The 18,201-nt window shown below is 40.0% G+C and carries 13 protein-coding genes; 2 read left to right on the top strand and 11 right to left on the bottom strand.

Annotation, left to right across the window (positions count from 1 at the left end; genetic code table 11):
- Positions 1–2 precede the first annotated feature (2 nt).
- The 10 genes from AXF18_RS04935 to AXF18_RS04890 form a co-directional block, all read right to left on the bottom strand.
- Positions 3–1,160, bottom strand: a complete 1,158-nt coding sequence (locus tag AXF18_RS04935) for a glycosyltransferase family 4 protein (protein WP_049500996.1) — start codon at positions 1,158–1,160, stop codon at positions 3–5.
- A 3-nt stretch (positions 1,161–1,163) separates the two neighbouring features.
- A complete protein-coding gene (gene cps2T / locus AXF18_RS04930) occupies positions 1,164–2,336 on the bottom strand; it encodes a beta 1-4 rhamnosyltransferase Cps2T (RefSeq protein WP_049550235.1) in 1,173 nt (390 codons plus the stop codon).
- 30 nt (positions 2,337–2,366) lie between these two features.
- Positions 2,367–3,734, bottom strand: a complete 1,368-nt coding sequence (locus tag AXF18_RS04925; RefSeq protein WP_065371572.1) for a sugar transferase — start codon at positions 3,732–3,734, stop codon at positions 2,367–2,369.
- A gap of 22 nt (positions 3,735–3,756) precedes the next feature.
- A complete protein-coding gene (locus tag AXF18_RS04920) occupies positions 3,757–4,449 on the bottom strand; it encodes a tyrosine-protein kinase (RefSeq protein WP_001142496.1) in 693 nt (230 codons plus the stop codon).
- Between the two features lie 9 nt (positions 4,450–4,458).
- Positions 4,459–5,151 (bottom strand): capsular polysaccharide biosynthesis protein CpsC, encoded by a 693-nt coding sequence (cpsC, locus tag AXF18_RS04915; protein WP_049489810.1) that lies wholly within the window; start codon positions 5,149–5,151, stop codon positions 4,459–4,461.
- Positions 5,152–5,159: 8 nt separating this feature from the next.
- On the bottom strand, positions 5,160–5,891 hold the full coding sequence (gene cps4B, locus AXF18_RS04910; protein WP_049489811.1) for a capsular polysaccharide biosynthesis protein Cps4B: 732 nt from the start codon (positions 5,889–5,891) through the stop codon (positions 5,160–5,162).
- Position 5,892: 1 nt separating this feature from the next.
- Positions 5,893–7,338: an LCP family protein gene (locus AXF18_RS04905; protein ID WP_065371571.1), complete on the bottom strand. Its 1,446-nt coding sequence runs from the start codon at positions 7,336–7,338 to the stop codon at positions 5,893–5,895.
- Between the two features lie 184 nt (positions 7,339–7,522).
- On the bottom strand, positions 7,523–9,484 hold the full coding sequence (locus AXF18_RS04900; protein WP_084437467.1) for a peptide ABC transporter substrate-binding protein: 1,962 nt from the start codon (positions 9,482–9,484) through the stop codon (positions 7,523–7,525).
- A gap of 147 nt (positions 9,485–9,631) precedes the next feature.
- Positions 9,632–11,599, bottom strand: a complete 1,968-nt coding sequence (locus AXF18_RS04895) for a peptide ABC transporter substrate-binding protein (RefSeq protein WP_065371570.1) — start codon at positions 11,597–11,599, stop codon at positions 9,632–9,634.
- A 169-nt stretch (positions 11,600–11,768) separates the two neighbouring features.
- Positions 11,769–13,379 (bottom strand): alpha-glucosidase, encoded by a 1,611-nt coding sequence (locus tag AXF18_RS04890; RefSeq protein WP_065371569.1) that lies wholly within the window; start codon positions 13,377–13,379, stop codon positions 11,769–11,771.
- Between the two features lie 152 nt (positions 13,380–13,531).
- Between AXF18_RS04890 and AXF18_RS04885 the strand changes: the two genes are divergently transcribed.
- Both AXF18_RS04885 and AXF18_RS04880 read left to right on the top strand, forming a co-directional pair.
- A complete protein-coding gene (locus AXF18_RS04885) occupies positions 13,532–15,016 on the top strand; it encodes a DUF1846 domain-containing protein (protein WP_065371568.1) in 1,485 nt (494 codons plus the stop codon).
- Positions 15,017–15,111: 95 nt separating this feature from the next.
- Positions 15,112–15,594: an S-ribosylhomocysteine lyase gene (locus AXF18_RS04880; protein WP_000032557.1), complete on the top strand. Its 483-nt coding sequence runs from the start codon at positions 15,112–15,114 to the stop codon at positions 15,592–15,594.
- Positions 15,595–15,759: 165 nt separating this feature from the next.
- Here AXF18_RS04880 and AXF18_RS04875 read toward each other — a convergent pair whose 3' ends face one another.
- Positions 15,760–17,865, bottom strand: coding sequence for an ATP-dependent Clp protease ATP-binding subunit (locus tag AXF18_RS04875; protein ID WP_049477915.1), 2,106 nt, complete (start codon positions 17,863–17,865; stop codon positions 15,760–15,762).
- Between the last annotated feature and the right edge of the window lie 336 nt (positions 17,866–18,201).

The raw sequence follows: 18,201 nt of genomic DNA, 5'->3' as shown, positions 1-18,201 counted from the left end.
AACTAATCTTTTCTATCTGTTTTATACAACTCCGAAAAGTTCTTGATGTAACTCTCCAAAGAAAACAGCTCTTTTTGTCTCTGATATCCTACTCGCCCAAATTTTTCTCTTTTTTCAGAACTATCTAGTAAGAGAGAAATGGCATTAGAAAGTTCTTGAGGACGATTTGGTTTGACTAAGCAACCACTTTTGTCATCTACTACCATTTCAGCTATTCCCCCATTGTTATAACCAACAACTGGTTTTGAACAAGCCATGGCTTCTAGGACCACTGTAGGTAGGGAATCAGGTTTTATACTTGGTAAGACAAAGATATCAAACATATTATAAAGTTCAGAAGTCTTATCGTAGTAATCAATACGATGAATTTGTGACACAACAGATGAAGAAGCTATTCTCTTATCTAGTTCTTCTAAGCGCCATTCTTCACCAGGAAAAACACCTCCAGCTAGGAAAGCCACCGCTTGCTCATTCTTTTCCAAAAGTGGCTCGACTGCTTCTATGAAATCATTTTGTCCTTTGATAGCATTGACCCGACCAATCATGCCAATCACAAGTGCATCTTGCGCAATGTCAAATTTTTCACGAATAGAAGACGCATCCATTGGATAATAGACAGTATTATCGACACCGTTATAAATCACTTCCACTTGGCTATCTTTGATAAAAGGAGACTGCTTGATATGATTAGCGACCGCTTGGGACACCGTCACAATCTTGTCTGCATATCGTCCCATGAGCATATTGATAAAGTCAGAAATAGCTTTGGGTTTGACGATAATCTCATGAACATGCCAAATCAAAGGCAGCTTGAGCTTGCGTTTCAAATAGATGCCCTCCAAAACAGCCGCTGTATTATTGTGAACCATATCTATACTGTGTTGTCGAGCATAGAGGGCGATTTGCTTAGCATAGAAATTATAAGAGCGAATATAGTCGGCAATGCCTTTAGGATTAAAGTATTTTCTACGTAAAATCGGATAATCCAACACACTGACCTGAGCCCCAACTTGACGCAAGGCCTCGACTAAAACACCATCATTTGGCAGGATGACATGAGCTTCAAATTCTTTGGAATCCAATCCTTTGATCAATTCCAATAAGACCTTATCTGCTCCATACATTTCTGCACCAGCATGCAAGTATAAAATCCGTTTCATTCCCTATCCTTTAAACACTTCTTCATAATCTGACACAATCTTTTCCCATGTGAAAGCTGAGAGGATTCTTTGGCTTGACTTGAAATCCAAGTCAGTTATTGCTGCCTGATCAAATCCTTCTACTTCCTCAATGACACGTGCCAACTCATCTTTTTTCCAATAAATGGCCCCATCTTCACCAACTTCACGGTTAAAGCCAACATCTAGCAACAAATTTAGTTTTGTGGATGCTAGGGCTTCCAGTAAAGAAGGGTTGGTTCCTCCAACCTCATGCCCATGGAAATAGGCAAAGGCGTTTTCACGAATGTACTTGAGTAACTCTTGGTCATAGACAGTACCGACAAATTTGACCCTAGGATCTTTGTCAAAACCAGTATCCCGTAACAACTGGTCGTAAAATTTATTCTGCTCCACATTTGTGATGAGAACAAAGTCCTTTTTGGACTTGGACTTGATAAATTCACGAATCATGGCTTCGTAGTTATTTTCAGGAACAAATCGTCCCACTACTAGATAATAGCCATTTTCGCTAACTCCTTTTTCCTGATACCAATCCCGAACTTTGGTATCTTCTGCTTTCAGGATTGAAGGAGCTGTATCTGTCCCATAGGCAATATAGGTGGTCTTTGGTTGATATTGCTTATAATCCTCTTGGATATATTGTTCAATATTTTTACTGTCACAGACCAATAAATCTGCATGTTTGACCATGAGCTGCTCTGAAAATTTCCAATACTTACGAACTGGTAAACTCCACTTTGCTCGCAACCATTCATGACCATCAGGATTTACCAGCAATTGGCCTCCGATGGCACGAATTTTTTTCTTAAGCCCAGAAATAAAAGGACCGATGCGACAAGCTAGAATGTAAAAAATGGGAGCCTCGTCCTTGTTTTCCTTAGCCAATTCAATAGCCTTGTTGACCGCTGCGATATCGTAAGCGATGGCGCGGGCAGGTCCGATATTGGGTACATCGATGTTGAAGCAAATGGCTCCATTGTGCTCAAACTGATCTTCCGTAATACCAGACTTGGCTGAATTTTCACGCATACAAGCAACATAGTATTGTATGTTGCTGTCTTTTTGATATTCGGTTAATTTTTCAACAAAGGTTTCAAATCCTCCATACTTAGCAGGAATCCCCTTTGAACCAATGATATAAACTGACTGTTTCATTTCTCTCCTAACAGGACTGAAGGGCAGAAATTACTTCGCCCCTTCCCTCATAAAGACCACTTTAACGGTCTTTAACAATATTTCAATATCTTTCCAGATTGTCCAGTCATCAATGTAAGCTACATCTAATTTGACAACTTCATCGAAATTTTTGATTTCACTTCGTCCACTAACCTGCCATAAACCAGTAATCCCGGGCTTAAAACTGAGACGACGTTTCTGTTCTGGCGTATACTTTTCATACTCATCAATAGTTGGAGGACGAGTCCCTACTAAACTCATATCCCCAATTAGTACATTCCAAAACTGCGGCAACTCATCCAAACTTGTCTTACGAATGAAGCGTCCAATTGTTGTGACACGTGGGTCATTGTCCATTTTGAACATCCCCCCCTGCATCGTATTCTGATTCATCAGCTGTTGTTTAATCTCTTCCGCATCTACACGCATAGAACGAAACTTATAAAAAGTAAAGCGACGACCATTTTTTCCAATACGCGTTTGAGAAAAAATGGCCGGCCCACCATCTCTTCGAATCAGTGGTACCAATACTAAACTAACTACAGCAAACAGAACAAGTCCAACAATAGCTCCGCAAATATCTACAATTCGTTTTGCAACTACATGACTAGGCTTGTAAAATTTTGTTGAAAAGGTTACAACATTCAAACCTGCCATTTCACGAATTTTTTTATCACTACCCAAATAGTCGTTAAAAGCATTTAGGTTGACTGTCACATCTATTCCCATTGTTTCAAAAAGAGAGATATAATCTTCAATATTATACTCCTCACTAGGTAGATTGATAAAAACTTCATCAACAACTTCATGAGTTGCAAAATTTAAAACATCTTCAACTGGTACTACTTTTAAGTGCTCATGTTGAAAATTAGGCTGATCTAAGACACTAACAGCTTCTAATTCCCATAAAAAATCACTCGATTCTAACAGTTTGTCTATTACCTTCTCTACTCTAGACGTAGCCGTAATCAAGAAAACTTTTTTTCTCCCTTTAAAATTTGGTAATAGACGTTTCCAATAGCGTTTAATACATAGATTCAATAGATATAGTAACACGGAATGCATTGTTAAAAAGTAGATCATTCCTCGTCTTGAAATACTAAAGCGTTCCTTCAAGAAAAAATTAGAAATACTTATTGCCAATGCAAAGAAAATAATATACTTCGCTATTCTGATAAACTCAGCCAAGTACCTTCTTTTGAAAAAATCTTGTCCATAATCACTAATATAAAAGACAAAATAATGGAGAATGTATAGGATAACCATTGAAGTGTATACAATCTCTGTTTCTTTAACAAAACTGAGTAAATAAGCTAAAATAATGACAAGAAAACTCTGGAATACTGCCAAAGAAATCTTCAATCCCTTTTCTTCCATAATATCTTCCCTAGGCTATTTATTATTTTTTGCCATAATTCCCATAGTTTCCATATGCTCCATAGGAGCCATATTTTTCGACTGAAGTATTAAATTTATTTAGAACTACTCCTAGAAATGGTTTACTTGTTTGTTCGAGTTGTTCTTTAGCTTTTTGGACATCGCGACGATTTGTTTCACCAGCCGCAGTCACCAAAACAGAAGCATCACATTTCTGTGTAATGATTGCAGCATCAATAACAACTCCTATCGGTGCGGTATCAACAATGATATAATCAAAGTATTTATGCAGAGTATCAATCATAGTTGCAAAATTTTCACTTTGTAGCAAAGCTGTAGGGTTTGGGGATACAGAACCTGCCTGGATAACAAATAAATTTTCAACATTTGTTTCGCATAAACCTTGTGATAAGTCTGTTGTCCCTGATAAATATTCTGTTAACCCTGTAATCTTTTCACGTGATTTAAAAACACCCGACATGACAGAATTACGGATATCCGCATCGATTAACAGTGTCTTATATCCCGCACGCGCGAAAGCCCAAGCAATATTAGTAGAAGTTGTTGATTTTCCTTCCCCAGGCTTTACAGATGTAATTGCAATTACTTTTAAATTATTCCCACTCAGTTGAATATTGGTGCGAAGCGCATTGTAGTACTCTTCAGCTTTTCTTGCCTGATCCAATTTTTTGTGTGCAATTTCTAACGTTGGCATTTTTCTCTCCTATTTTAATTTATCCAAATTTGGAACTACTCCCAATAGTGCAATTTGCATCACGTCCTCAATATCTTCTGGACGTTTCACTCGTGTATCTAAGAGCTCAACTAGGAGAACTGCGACAACCATCACAACCGCCCCCGCAAGGAATCCAACCATGGTATTGCGACGAATATTTGGTGAAGATGGCGATGTTGCAGGGCGTGCTTCTTCAAGTGTTGTCACATCCGAAACGCGAGTGACGCTGATGATCTTTTGAGCCGCAACCTCTCTCAAAGAGTTGGCGATACGGCTAGCTTCCTCAGGTGCACGGTCTGTAACAGAAATCGATACAATACGCGTATCCACTGGAACTGTTACCTTGATTTTACTAGCTAGACCTTTTGGAGGAAGTTCTAGTTTCAAATCAGTCGCAACCTTCTCTAAAACGTCTTGCGAGAGAATGATTTCGCGATAGTCTTTTACCAAGTAAGATCCTGCTTGCAAGTCTTGGTTAGTCAAGCCAGGCTTATCTCCCTGATTACGATTGACCACATAAATTCGGGTCGTACTCGTAAACTCCGGCTTCACAATAAAACTACTGTAGGCAAATGCTACTGTCCCTGTCACGAATGCTACCAAAGCAATTAAAAATTTTCGTTTCCAAAGGATTTTAAGCAAGTGAAATACATCGATTTCCATCATATTTTGTTCTTTCATTTTTTCTCCTAAATCAATTGATCCATTATTATTTTTCGGGGATTATCCTTAAAAAGTTCCTTAGCCTTATCTTCACTGTATTTTTTAGCAATGATATCATAGGCTTCCTCCATATGAGGAGGTCTGTGATCCAAGTTGTGCATATCACTTGCTATCACGTGAACCAGATCTCGTTCCAAGAAATACTGGGCTCTCTTTTTCATAAATTTATAGGTTTCTCCGAAGAGTTTTGGTTTCAAAACATGAGAACTATTAACCTGGGTATAACATCCCATATCAATCAGCTCTCGCACGCGCTTTTCATTGTTTTCTAAAGCATCGTAACGTTCAATGTGGGCAATGACGGGTGTAATGCCTAGCATTAGAATATCACTCAATCCCTTATGCATATCCCGATAGGCTGTATTCATACTAAACTCAATCAAAGCATAGCGGCTATCGTTGAGGGTTGGGATTAATTTCTTTTCTAACTTCTCAACAACATCTGGCGTATAGTAGATTTCTGCCCCATAGGCAATGATTAAGTCATCCGCAACTTCCTTAGCTATTTCTCGCACCTTCAAAAAGTTAGTTGCGACTTTTTCTTCAGGAGTTTCGAACATTCCTTTTCGTCTATGCGAAGTGGAAACAATTGTCCTCACTCCTTGACTGTAAGCCTCTCTAAGAAGTTTTTTACTTTCCTCTATCGACTTTGGACCATCGTCCACATCAAAAACGATGTGCGAATGGATATCTATCATGCTACTTGCCCTCCATCACATCATTGATAGCAGCTTTGACAGCGGCCAAGCTACTTTCATCAATTTCCATCATGTAGAGGTTGCTATCAGGCATAGCGTATGAAGGAAGATCCGTGCGTCCAGTTCCCTTCAAGTCTTGAGAGTTGACTTTGTAGTTCCCACCACTCTCCAATTGAGTATTAACCAGATCCATCATGGTTTCCAAAGGCATATTGGTTTGCAAAGAGTCTTGTAATCCTTTGATGATGTTATCGTAGTTTTTTAAAGCCTCAGTTGACGTCAACTTCTGAATAATAGCAACAATGACCTTTTGCTGGTTCCGACCACGATCACGGTCTCCATCTGCTAAAGAGTAGCGTTCGCGGACAAAGCCAAGGGCCTGTTCCGAATCTAGATGAACATTTCCTACAGGAAAATGGTACTTACCATGCAAAGAAGTGAAATCCTGATCATTATAGACATCAACGCCACCTAAAAGGTCAATCAATTTCAAGAAAGAAGTGAAGTTCAAACGAACATAGTAATTGATATCAACCCCGTATAGGTTTTCCAAAGTATGAATTGACGAGTCCACTCCATAGATTCCAGCGTGGGTCAATTTATCCTTTTGATTGTTTCCTCCATCCGCAATCGGAACATAGGAATCTCGAGGCGTTGTAGTCAGAAGAATTTTCTTGGTATCTCGATTCACAGTCATTAGAATATTCACATCAGAACGAGATACTGAACTAATCGGTCCGTAGGTATCAATTCCACTGACATAAATATTAAACGTCTGATTTTTAGATACCTTTGGTGCCGCAACATCCTTAGTTAGTTTTTTTGTATAGATTTTTTTAATTTTCGAAGCATAATCTGGATACTCTGCTTCGATGATGTTTTCAAAAATACTATTTAAGACAATTGCTTTCGTTTCGCCAGAAAGCAGACTCTTATAAGCTGCCAGATAAGAAGCACTCTGTTCAACTGTCAAGTCTTTACTCTGTGTCGTCTTAATATCTGCCATCAACTTTTGGATATTATCATTATCTGTTTCAGTCGGACCTGTTACACTATCCAACTGAGTAACATTGTTGATTTCACTGTCTTTTAAAACGACCACACTCATCGAATACTCTGAATAGTTTGATGTCGCATTGATGTGATTGGTCAACCCTACAAACTGATGAAGTGCAAATAGTGAGACAGAACTGACTAGTACAGCAAGTGTCAAAAAGAAAACCGTAAACTTTTCGGCTTTTTTATAAACTATCAGCAGAGTTGCAATTACAATAGAAATTAGAATTAAAATCGTAGCCAGAATATTTAGATATCTAAAGGCCAGGATATTATGTTTAAAAATCAAGAACAACAAAAAACCACTCAATAAAAAATAAATGGCTAATAAGAATATATTAATATTTCGCTTCGCATTCCCTAAACGAGCTCTCTTTGAGCGTCTACTCATAATAATCTCCTAAACCTTCATAATTAAAACCATTATATCATAAACCAACAATAAATGCCATTCATTCATTATAGTTAAGCGTTTTTATTTATACCTTTTTCCCAAAAAAACTCAGGTCATTTACTCGTTTTTAGTTTAACGGATACAAAAACAAGGCTCCTGAATAGGAAACCTTGTTCTCATCTTATTTTACGTGGTTTTCAAACTCTTTTTGGCTCTTTTCGATAGCTTTTTTACTTTCTGCTTCCCACTTAGCCTTGGCTTCGTCAAATTGTTTCTTGGTAACAGGGTCTTTTTGTAATTTCATGTACTTATAATTATTTCCGTCACCCTTGATACCTACTAGGGAGTAGGCACGTGTAAACGGAGTTACTTTGGTTACAGAGGCTGTACCACCATTTGACATAGCAGACATGACTAGAGAATTGTCAATCATCCAAGCTTGAGCTTCAGCGTATTTTTCATAACGCTTAGCAACATCTTTGTTCTCAGCATCTGCTTCTTTCAGGAGTTGTGTATAGGTATCGAGCCCCAAACTCTTAATGAGCTCTTGGTCTTCTTTGGCATCAAGACCAAAAATCTTGAGATAGAAGCCAGTTTCAGCATTGAAGGGATCTAGATAAGTTGATGGATCCTGGTAATCACCAACCCAACCATCAAAGTTTAGGTCGTAGTCACGAGCTGCTGGATTTGGTGCTAGGAAGGCAACATTTCCAAAGTCATCTGTAGAAAGCTGTTGAACATCAATGACGATATTGTCAGAACCTAGTACTGTTTCAAGGGTTTGTTTAACCGAATTCATACCAGAGACCGCATTTTTATTTGTCTGATCAACAGGGACATCCAAATGGATTGGGAAAGTCACGCCTTGGGCTTCCAATTCCTTTTTAGCTTCCGCAAATTTTGCTTGGGCCTTTTCCTTATTGAAGTAAGCATCTTGAGCGTCTGCTAAATTGATGCCTGACCACTCAGTTCCGTAGTTCACAAGCTTAGAAGCTGTTACTTCTCCAAAGGTCTTGTCTCCCACCTGGACAAATGTTGGGGGAACCAGAGTATTACGAAGGGTTTTGCTCGCTGCTTCTTCACCGTTAGATTGAGCAGAGTAGGCTGTTCGATCAATTCCAAAGTTGATAGCCTGACGGAATTTTTTATTTAAGATAGCTGTTTGAGCTGATTTCTTTTGTTCGTCCGTTGTTTTAGCGGTATGATTATAGGTTTTGCGGTTGACGTTAAAGTTAAAGTACCAAGATGTCTTGTCTTGTAAGCTATAGACGATATTGTCTTGGTATTTTTCTTTTGTCTTAGCATAATTCGAACTGTTTGGATAGACTCCTGCAATCGAGTAAGCACCACTTTCAAAGTTTCGAATGGTCATCTCCTGATCTGACCCATCAAAGTAGGCTAACTTAACTTTTTCAATGGTTACTTTATCATGGTCATAATAGTGTGGATTCTTCACATATTCGATCGAAGATTTTGATGTGAAATCTTTTAACAGATATGGACCGTTATAAAGGATGCTGTCTGGTGTCAAGGTACCAAAGTCTTTATCTTTTGATTTCAAAAACTCTTCGTTGACTGGGAAAAGAATACTATTGGTTGTCTTAGAGTTCCAATAAGGTTCTGGTCGTGTCAAAGTGTACTCAACCGTATAGTCATCCAAGGCTTTGACACCAACAGTTGAAAAGTCATTGGTCACACCCGTCACATAGTCATTCAATCCCTTGATTGAATTTTGAATCAGATCCATGGCTTGCCCCTTGTTGTCCGCAGCATATTTGATCCCAGTGACAAAATCCTGAGCTTTGACTGAAGCGTATTCCTCACCATCAGCCGTATACCACTTGGCATCTTTTCTAAGCTTGTAGGTATAGGTCAAACCATCTGATGAAACAGACCAATCCTCCGCAAGAGCAGGTACGAGGTTCCCATAGCTGTCATTTTCTAGCAAACCATCTACAAGATTGGTAATAACGGCAGTGTTATCTGCATAATAATCTAGGAGATAGTTAAAAGTTGTTGGATTCGCACTAAATGTTGATGAATAAGTGCTAGTATCTGTATTGGACTGTCCACATGCAGAGAGCAAAATCCCTGTCGCTAAGACAAGACCTGTCCCAATCAGTCTTTTTTTCATTTTGATCATCATTCACTCCTTTATGTCACTTTTTATAACATAACCATATTTTATCAAATTTATTCAAAAATGTAAAGTTACTGCCTTTATGACAACTGGTGTCTCAAAACAAAAAAGGAAGCACAGTTTCCTGCAACTTCCTTTTCTATTTATAGATTACTTGACGTGTTTTTCAAGTTCTTTTTGGTATTTGGCATTTGTCTCGATTTTTTCTTGTTGCCATTTCTTGAAGGCTTCTTCGTATTCTTTTGCAGTCACAACGTCATTTTGCAACTCCAAACCTTTGAACACAAATGGGTCTCCCTTGATCCCGACTTGAGAGTAAGCTTTTGTAAATGGTACAGTACGGCTAACCGTTGGAGAACCACCTGAAGAAGCAACTGGGATTAAAAGTGAACTATCCGATACCCAAGCTTGAGCTTTAGCATATTTTTCATAACGCTTATTAAGGTCGCTGGTTTCAGCTGCAGCGTCATCCAAGAGTTTCTTGTATTCGTCCAGTCCAACTTGAGCCATCACTTCTGGATCTTTTCCGCGATTGATCCCCAAGTGTTTAAGGGCAGAACCCTTCTTAGCATCAAGGATGTTGAGGTAGGTAGCCGGGTCTTGATAATCTGGTCCCCAACCAGTTCCGTTCAAGTCATAGTCTTTTTGGGATGGAACCTTGGCTTGAGATGTAATGCTCATTTTCTCATTATCTGTCATTTGAAGGACATCGACAATGACATTTTCAGTACCAAGTGATGATTCGATAGACTGCTTGAGTGAGTTAGTTTGTTGAACCGCGATTACATCTGTTTGTTCAACCGGGATATCCAAATGGATTGGGAAGGTAACCCCCTTGCCCTGCAATTCTTCCTTGGCTTTAGCAAAGGCTGCCTTAGCTTTTTCAGGACTGTAAATTGTATCCTTGCCATCTGTAAGAGCTACATCTTTCCACTGGTCTCCATATGAAACGAGCTCTGCCTGTGCCAACTCTCCAAAGGTTTTTTCACCAACTTGAACGTAGTCATGAGGCACTAGGCTGTTACGGATAATCTTGTTCGCGCCTTCTTCACCATTCAACTGAGCAGTGTATGAGTGACGGTCAAGGGCAAAGTTCAGCGCCTGACGGAAGTTCTTGTTGAGAAGAGCTTCTTTCGTTGAAGTTTTTTGAGCCTCGTCTGTTTTGGCTGTTTTATTGTAAGATTGGCGGTTTACATTAACAGTGAGGTAGTAGCTAGTCGCTTCTTGTGGACTGTAAACAATCTTATCGCCGTACTCTTGTTTAGTTGACTCAAAATTTGAACTTGTCGGGAAGAGACGAGCTGTTGTATAAGCTCCTTGTGTAAAGCTACGAATCAAAGATTCTTGGTCTGATCCATCGTAGAAAGTTAGTTTAATATTGTCAATCTTGACATTATCCTTATCCCAGTAGTTTGGATTCTTTTCATATTCAATGACTGATTTTGAAGTCAATGATTTCAAGAAATAAGGACCATTATATAGGATACCTGATGGGGTTGGTGCACCGTAGTCGCTCCCTTTAGAATTCAAAAATTCTTCATTAACTGGGAGCATGGTTGCAGTTGTGACCTTAGAGTTCCAGAAACTTTCTGGTTTGTTGAGCGTGTATTCTACCGTGTAATCATCAACAGCCTTAACTCCTACGGTAGAGAAATCATTGCTCTCACCACTAACATACTCTGCCAAACCTTTGATAGAATCTTGAATCAAAGAAAGACCATCTGATTTTCCGTCAGCAGCATGTTTAAGCCCAGTAACAAAGTCTTTAGCTTTAACTTCAGCGTATTCTTCTCCATCAGAAGTATACCATTTTACACCCTTACGAAGTTTGTAGGTGTAAGTCAAACCATCCTTTGAAACAGACCAGTCTTCTGCAAGTGATGGAATTAAGTTCCCATACTTATCATTTTCCAAAAGACCATCAACAACGTTTGCTATAACGTCAGAGGTTGAGCTCTTGCTCGTCACACTATAGTCCAAAGAAGATGGATCCATAGCGTAGACATAAGAGAATGTTTTGGGAGCATCCGCTTTCTTTTCACTTTGCCCACAAGCAGTTAACAGTAGGGCTGCACTCAAAACAGCACCTGCTCCTAAGAGCCACTTTTTCGATTTCATAAGTAATCTCCTTAAAGATAGTGTTTTCACCATTATACCCTATTTTTTCATAAAAGCAAGGACTTTCGCCAGATTTTTTAGAAAATTCTAACAAATATTTTTTAAAGGCTTTTCTATATATTTTTCAACAAAAGAACCCCAAGCATCAAAGGCTTGAGGTTCACTTATTTTAATCCGTTAGTTCCACACAGAAAGCATCCCATGGAGCCAAGGTCTGTTTTTCAACTGCTTCTTTAGCAGTAGTGTTTTTAATCAAGATTGACTTAATTCTTCCTTCTACTGAAAAGTTTTGTTTTTCATTGGACAAGTTAGCCACAACTAGGAAACGACGGTCACCGTCCTTACGGATATAAGCAAAGACCTTATCAGTCGTATCGAGTAATTCAAAATCAGCTCGAATCAGCCAACTGTTTTCCTTGCGGATTTGAACGAGTTTTTGATAAGTATAGAAAATAGAATCTGGATTTGCCAGTGCTTCTTGAACGTTGATTTTTTCGTAGTTTGGATTAACTGCCAACCAAGGTTGACCTGTTGAGAAGCCAGCATTTTTGCTTTCATCCCATTGCATTGGGGTACGGGCATTATCACGACCAATGACACGGATGCTGTCCATAATTTCCTCTAGCGGAACGCCTTTTTCAAGAGCCTCACGCGCATAGTTGAGGGATTCAATATCTTCTACTTGGTCCAGTGTTTCAAACGGATAGTTGGTCATCCCAATCTCCTCACCTTGGTAGATATAGGGAGTTCCTCTCATGAGATGAAGCAAGATTGCAAAGGCTTTGGCGGATTTTTCACGGTATTCTTGATCATTTCCCCAGATAGAGACGATGCGAGGAAGGTCATGGTTATTCCAAAAGAGGGAATTCCAGCCGTCTTCAACTCCTAACTCTGTCTGCCATTTGTTGAAGATTTCTTTCAACTTCCCTACATTTAACTCTTTTTGGTAGTGCCACTTAGGTTGCCCTTCCTGATACTGAAGACAGATGTGTTCAAACTGGAAGACCATAGACAATTCTTGTCCTTTTGGATCAGAGTAGAGCTTAGCAATCTCTGGCGTTGCCCCCCAAGTTTCTCCTACTGTCAAGAGATCTTTATCCCCAAAGGTCGCTCGGTTCATTTCCTTGAGATAAGGATGGAGCATAGGACCATTATTGACTACCTTCTCATCAGGAATTTTCCCAATCATGTCAATGACATCCATACGGAAACCGCCAATTCCTTTATCAATCCAGAAGTTCATCATCTCGTAAATTTTCTGGCGCAGTTTTTCATTCTCCCAGTTGAGATCAGGCTGTTTCTTGCTGAAAAAGTGAAGATAGTATTGATCTGATTTTTCATCGTATTCCCAAGCAGACCCACTAAAGATAGACTCCAAATCATTGGGCTCATCCCGCCAGATATAGTAGTCTCGCTCGGGACTATCAGGATTTTCACAGGCCTCGACAAACCAAGCATGCTCATCCGAGGTATGATTGACCACCAAGTCCATGATGATACGAATATCACGCTTCTTAGCTTCAGCGATCAATTCATCCATATCCTCCATAGTTCCGAAAATAGCAGCAATCGCTTGATAATCAGCAATATCATAACCATTATCATCCATAGGACTGTCATAAACGGGAGAAAGCCAAATCGCTGTAATTCCTAACTTAGCTAGGTAGTCTAACTTACTCGTAATTCCTGGCAAATCGCCAATTCCATCTCCGTTACTGTCCATGAAACTCTTTGGATAGACTTGATAGACTACGGCATTGTGCCACCATTTTTCTTGCATCTGTTTACCTCATTATTTTAATAATCTATAGTATATGATAGCGCTTTTTCAAACTTAGTGCAAGCGTTTGCCTAATCTTTTTGATTTCTTTTTTGACTCCGTAGTTTCCTATCTTCCAATTTTTTATTATAATAGAGATCAGAGGTAAAAAAATGAAAAAACAAGCTTTTAGTTCTGAACAATATTTGAATCTACAGCGCGACCACATTTTGGAGCGCATTAACCAATTTGATGGCAAGCTCTATTTGGAGTTTGGTGGCAAAATGTTAGAAGATTTCCACGCTGCTCGTGTACTTCCTGGTTATGAGCCTGACAATAAAATCAAGCTCTTGCAAGAATTGAAAGAGCAGGTTGAGGTTGTGATTGCCATTAATGCTAGCAACATCGAACATTCCAAAGCACGTGGCGACCTAGGCATTTCTTATGACCAAGAAGTTCTTCGTTTGATTGACAAATTCAATGAACTGGGAATTTTTGTTGGTTCGGTTGTCATCACACAATACGCTGGCCAACCCGCTGCAGATGCCTTCCGCAACCAGTTAGATAAAAACGGGATTGATTCCTATCTTCATTACCCAATCAAAGGATATCCGACGGATATGGACCACATCATTTCTCCAGAAGGTATGGGGAAAAACGACTACATCAAAACCAGTCGCAACTTGATTGTCGTAACCGCTCCTGGACCTGGTTCTGGAAAATTGGCCACTTGTATGTCAAACATGTACCACGACCAAATCAATGGTATCAAGTCTGGTTACGCTAAATTTGAAACCTTCCCAGTTTGGAATCTTCCCCTTCATCACCCAGTCAACTTGGCCTACGAGGCTGCAACCGCAGACCTTGATGATGTCAACATGATTGACCCATTCCATCTTCAAACCTATGGAGAAACCACTGTCAACTACAACCGTGATATCGAAATTTTCCCAGTGCTCAAGCGCATGTTAGAGCGCATCCTCGGCGAATCTCCATACGCTTCTCCAACAGACATGGGTGTCAATATGGTTGGCTTCGCTATTACAGATAATGAGGCTGCTATCGAAGCTTCTAAACAAGAAATCATCCGTCGCTATTATCAAACTGTTCTTGATTTTAAAGCTGAAAAAGTCGGAGAAACTGCTGTCAAGAAAATTGAGTTGCTCATGAACGACCTCGGCATCACACCTGCAGACCGTAAGGTTGCTGTTGCTGCACGCCAAAAAGCAGAAGAAACTGGTGGTCCTGCCCTAGCCCTTGAATTGCCAAGCGGGGAAATCGTGACTGGTAAAAACTCTGAACTCTTTGGTCCTACAGCTGCCGCCTTGATCAATGCCATCAAAAAATCAGCTAATATCGCTAAGGAAGTGAAACTAATCGAACCTGAAGTCGTCAAACCAATTCAAGGTCTTAAAATCGATCACCTAGGTAGCCGCAATCCTCGCCTCCACTCAAATGAAATTTTGATTGCGCTAGCCATCACAGCTATGGAAAATCCAGATGCTGCGCGTGCCATGGAAGAACTTGGTAACCTCAAAGGAAGCGAAGCCCACTCAACCATCATCTTGACCGATGAAGACAAGAATGTCCTTCGCAAATTGGGTATCAACGTAACCTTTGACCCTTATTACCAATACGACCGCTTATATCGCAAATAAAAAACTCAAACCTCTCCTTCATCGGAGAGGTTTTCTCTCTATCTCAACAGCACCCTTTATGATATAATGAAAGAAGAAAACTGAAAGGAACTACCATGTCAAAAGAAGTTATTGTTGAAAGTTTTGAACTTGACCACACCATTGTCAAAGCACCTTATGTTCGCTTGATTGGGGAGGAAACAGGGCCAAAGGGAGATGTCATCTCCAACTTTGATATTCGCTTGGTACAGCCAAATGAGGATTCTATCCCTACCGCTGGTCTTCACACCATTGAGCACCTCTTAGCCAAACTCATCCGTACCCGCATTGACGGTATGATTGACTGTTCGCCATTTGGTTGTCGTACAGGCTTCCACATGATTATGTGGGGACGCCATACCAGTGCCGAAATTGCAGCTGTTATTAAGGATTCGCTCAAGGAAATCGCTGAGACTACTACTTGGGAAGATGTTCCTGGAACAACCATCGAATCTTGCGGAAACTACAAGGACCACAGCCTCTTTTCTGCTAAAGAATGGGCGAAACTCATTCTGGAACAAGGAATCTCAGATGATGCCTTTGAGCGCCATGTCATCTAAACACAAAAAGGAACCAGCTTTTTAGCTAGTTCCTTCTTTTTTATTCTCAAAATTTTGTCTTATACTCAATGAAAATCAAAGAGCAAACTAGGAAACTAGCCGCAGGCTGTACTTGAGTACGGCAAGGCGACGTTGACGTGGTTTGAATTTGATTTTCGAAGAGTATTAGGCTTTTTCACGAATAACTAAACCACCATCTTCCATATCTGCTTCTAGATGTTTGGCATCTAGGTGATCCAAGTGGAAATCTGTTACCTTATCACGAATTTGTTGTTCAACCACGCGACGGAGAGGGCGAACACCCATAACTTCGTCATAACCTTCTTCTGTGATAAAGTCCTTAGCTGCTTGGCTGACTTCCAAATCAATGTCTTTCTTAGCCAAGGTTTGGTTGACTTCCGCCAACATCAAGTCCACAATCTTAGAAAGGTCTTCCTTATTCAAGTGTGAGAACTCGATAACTGCATTAAAGCGGTTAAGGAATTCTGGACGGAAGAATGGTTTCAAACGATCCATCAATTCTGGCTTATCCGCATCTTCTGTCAAGTTGGCTTCATAGCCAAAGCCAGCATTTGATGTTGCGATAATGACAGTGTTTTTAAAGTTAACGGTATTTCCCTGACCATCAGTCAAACGACCGTCATCCAAGACTTGGAGGAGAAGGGTAATGACTTGAGGATCCGCCTTTTCAATCTCATCCAAGAGAATGATAGAGTATGGATTGCGACGAACACGTTCTGTCAAGGTATTGCTATTGTCATCATACCCAACATAACCAGCTGTTGTACCGATCAATTTAGAAATGGCTGTGCGGTCACTGTATTCAGACATATCCAAGCGGATGATCGCATCCTTGGTTCCAAACATATCGAGCGCCAATTGCTTAGCAAGCTCCGTCTTACCAACCCCAGTAGGCCCTACAAAGAGGAAGCTACCGATTGGGCGATTGCCTTCATCAAAACCAGCACGGTTACGACGGATAGCACGAGCTACAGCTTCAACCGCCTTGTCTTGGCCGATAACCTTGTGTTCCAAGCGATGAGCCATATCTTTCAAACGTTCGATGTCTGACGCTCCCATTTGTGACACTGGGATACCTGTCATTCGTTCCACAGACTCAGCCACATCGTTGATGCTTGCAGTCACTTTCATGTCTTCTGTGTGGTTTTCGACTTTTTTCTCTAATTCAGCAATACGTGTCTTGGCATTGAGAGCTGCTTCAAAATCTTCTGCCTCAACTGCTTTTTCTTGCTTGTCTTTTTCTGCCTCGATTTCTCGTTCAACAGCATGAACATCTGTTACAGGATGTTGAGCTGCCAAGTGAGCAGCCGTTACATCGACAAGGTCGATAGCCTTATCTGGCAAGCTGCGTTGTGGAATGTATTGGATAGAATAATCCACTGCTGCTTTCAAGACTTCATCTGGCAAGATAACATTGTGGTGTTGTTGGTAGAGGTCACGAATTCCTTGAAGAATTTTAAAGGTATCCTCTGCTGAAGGAGCATTAACCTTGACTTCGTTGAAACGACGAGCAAGAGCTGCATTTTTCAAGATGGTGTTACGGTATTCGTCTTGAGTTGTCGCTCCAATAACGGTCAATTCACCACGAGAGAGAGCTGGCTTGAGAATGTCCGCAAGCCCTTTAGAACCACTGTCTCCTCCGATTGAGCCAGCGCCAAGGATTTGGTGAATTTCATCAAAGAAGAGGATAATATTCCCTGCTTCTTTTACTTCATTGACTAGATTTTGAACGTTTTCTTCAAAGCTACCACGGTATTGAGTACCAGCCTCAAGACCTGAGATATCAATAGAAATTATTTCCTTGTTCTTGATGGCAGCCGGAACATCTCCATTCACAATCGCTTGTGCTAGACCTTCGACAACGGCTGTCTTACCAACACCTGCATCTCCGACTAGAACAGGATTATTTTTCGTACGACGTGAGAGGATTTCAGATGTTTCTTGAATTTCCTTGTTTCGTCCGATTACAGGATCCAGCTTGCCCTCACGAGCTTCCGCTGTCAAGTTGCGACCTAGTTTAGCAAGGACACCGTCTTGTTTCATACCTGAAGCGTGTTGTTGCATTTGCACATCAGATTCTGCATTTCCTGGCAATTGACCAGTTGCACGATAGTGAGCAAATTCCTCAGGTGTCACTTCACGTCCATTAATCAAGTAGCGACGATTTTCAGAACTATATCCTCGCATACCACCCATCAATTGGTTAAATAAATCATCCATGTTGTTAAAGTTATTAAAGTTGTTGTTCATATTCTTTACCTCGTTTATTGTTAATTAAGTACGATCTCTGATATTGACTATCTTTGACCTTTGTTTTAAAAATTTTAGACTAGCTAACTAACTACTCTACGTATAATTTCTGGTTTTTCTTTCTTAAATAAGCCTTTTATCATCTTCTTTTCAAAATCTGTTAGATTTAACATAGGCCTCACCCCTTTCTAGGGTATCTATCGTACATTTTCAAGAAATAGAATCATTGAAAATGAAGTTTTTAAGGAATTCATTTTCCTTATGTTCCTACTATATCACATTAGTCAGTAAAAGTCAATAGTTTTTTGACCAAATTTGACTATTTTTTTAAAATTT

This window comes from Streptococcus sp. oral taxon 064, assembly GCF_001683375.1.
Lineage (GTDB): Bacteria > Bacillota > Bacilli > Lactobacillales > Streptococcaceae > Streptococcus > Streptococcus oralis_S.
Note: the sequence above shows the minus strand (reverse complement) of the source record. Positions and strands in the feature narration are given on the sequence as shown.

Bases quoted from the DNA above. Each gene is read 5' to 3' on its own strand.
- AXF18_RS04935 (WP_049500996.1), bottom strand. From the start codon at position 1,160: ATGAAACGGATTTTATACTTGCATGCTGGTGCAGAAATGTATGGAGCA.
- cps2T (WP_049550235.1), bottom strand. From the start codon at position 2,336: ATGAAACAGTCAGTTTATATCATTGGTTCAAAGGGGATTCCTGCTAAG.
- AXF18_RS04925 (WP_065371572.1), bottom strand. From the start codon at position 3,734: ATGGAAGAAAAGGGATTGAAGATTTCTTTGGCAGTATTCCAGAGTTTT.
- AXF18_RS04920 (WP_001142496.1), bottom strand. From the start codon at position 4,449: ATGCCAACGTTAGAAATTGCACACAAAAAATTGGATCAGGCAAGAAAA.
- cpsC (WP_049489810.1), bottom strand. From the start codon at position 5,151: ATGAAAGAACAAAATATGATGGAAATCGATGTATTTCACTTGCTTAAA.
- cps4B (WP_049489811.1), bottom strand. From the start codon at position 5,891: ATGATAGATATCCATTCGCACATCGTTTTTGATGTGGACGATGGTCCA.
- AXF18_RS04905 (WP_065371571.1), bottom strand. From the start codon at position 7,338: ATGAGTAGACGCTCAAAGAGAGCTCGTTTAGGGAATGCGAAGCGAAAT.
- AXF18_RS04900 (WP_084437467.1), bottom strand. From the start codon at position 9,484: ATGATCAAAATGAAAAAAAGACTGATTGGGACAGGTCTTGTCTTAGCG.
- AXF18_RS04895 (WP_065371570.1), bottom strand. From the start codon at position 11,599: ATGAAATCGAAAAAGTGGCTCTTAGGAGCAGGTGCTGTTTTGAGTGCA.
- AXF18_RS04890 (WP_065371569.1), bottom strand. From the start codon at position 13,379: ATGCAAGAAAAATGGTGGCACAATGCCGTAGTCTATCAAGTCTATCCA.
- AXF18_RS04885 (WP_065371568.1), top strand. From the start codon at position 13,532: ATGAAAAAACAAGCTTTTAGTTCTGAACAATATTTGAATCTACAGCGC.
- AXF18_RS04880 (WP_000032557.1), top strand. From the start codon at position 15,112: ATGTCAAAAGAAGTTATTGTTGAAAGTTTTGAACTTGACCACACCATT.
- AXF18_RS04875 (WP_049477915.1), bottom strand. From the start codon at position 17,865: ATGAACAACAACTTTAATAACTTTAACAACATGGATGATTTATTTAAC.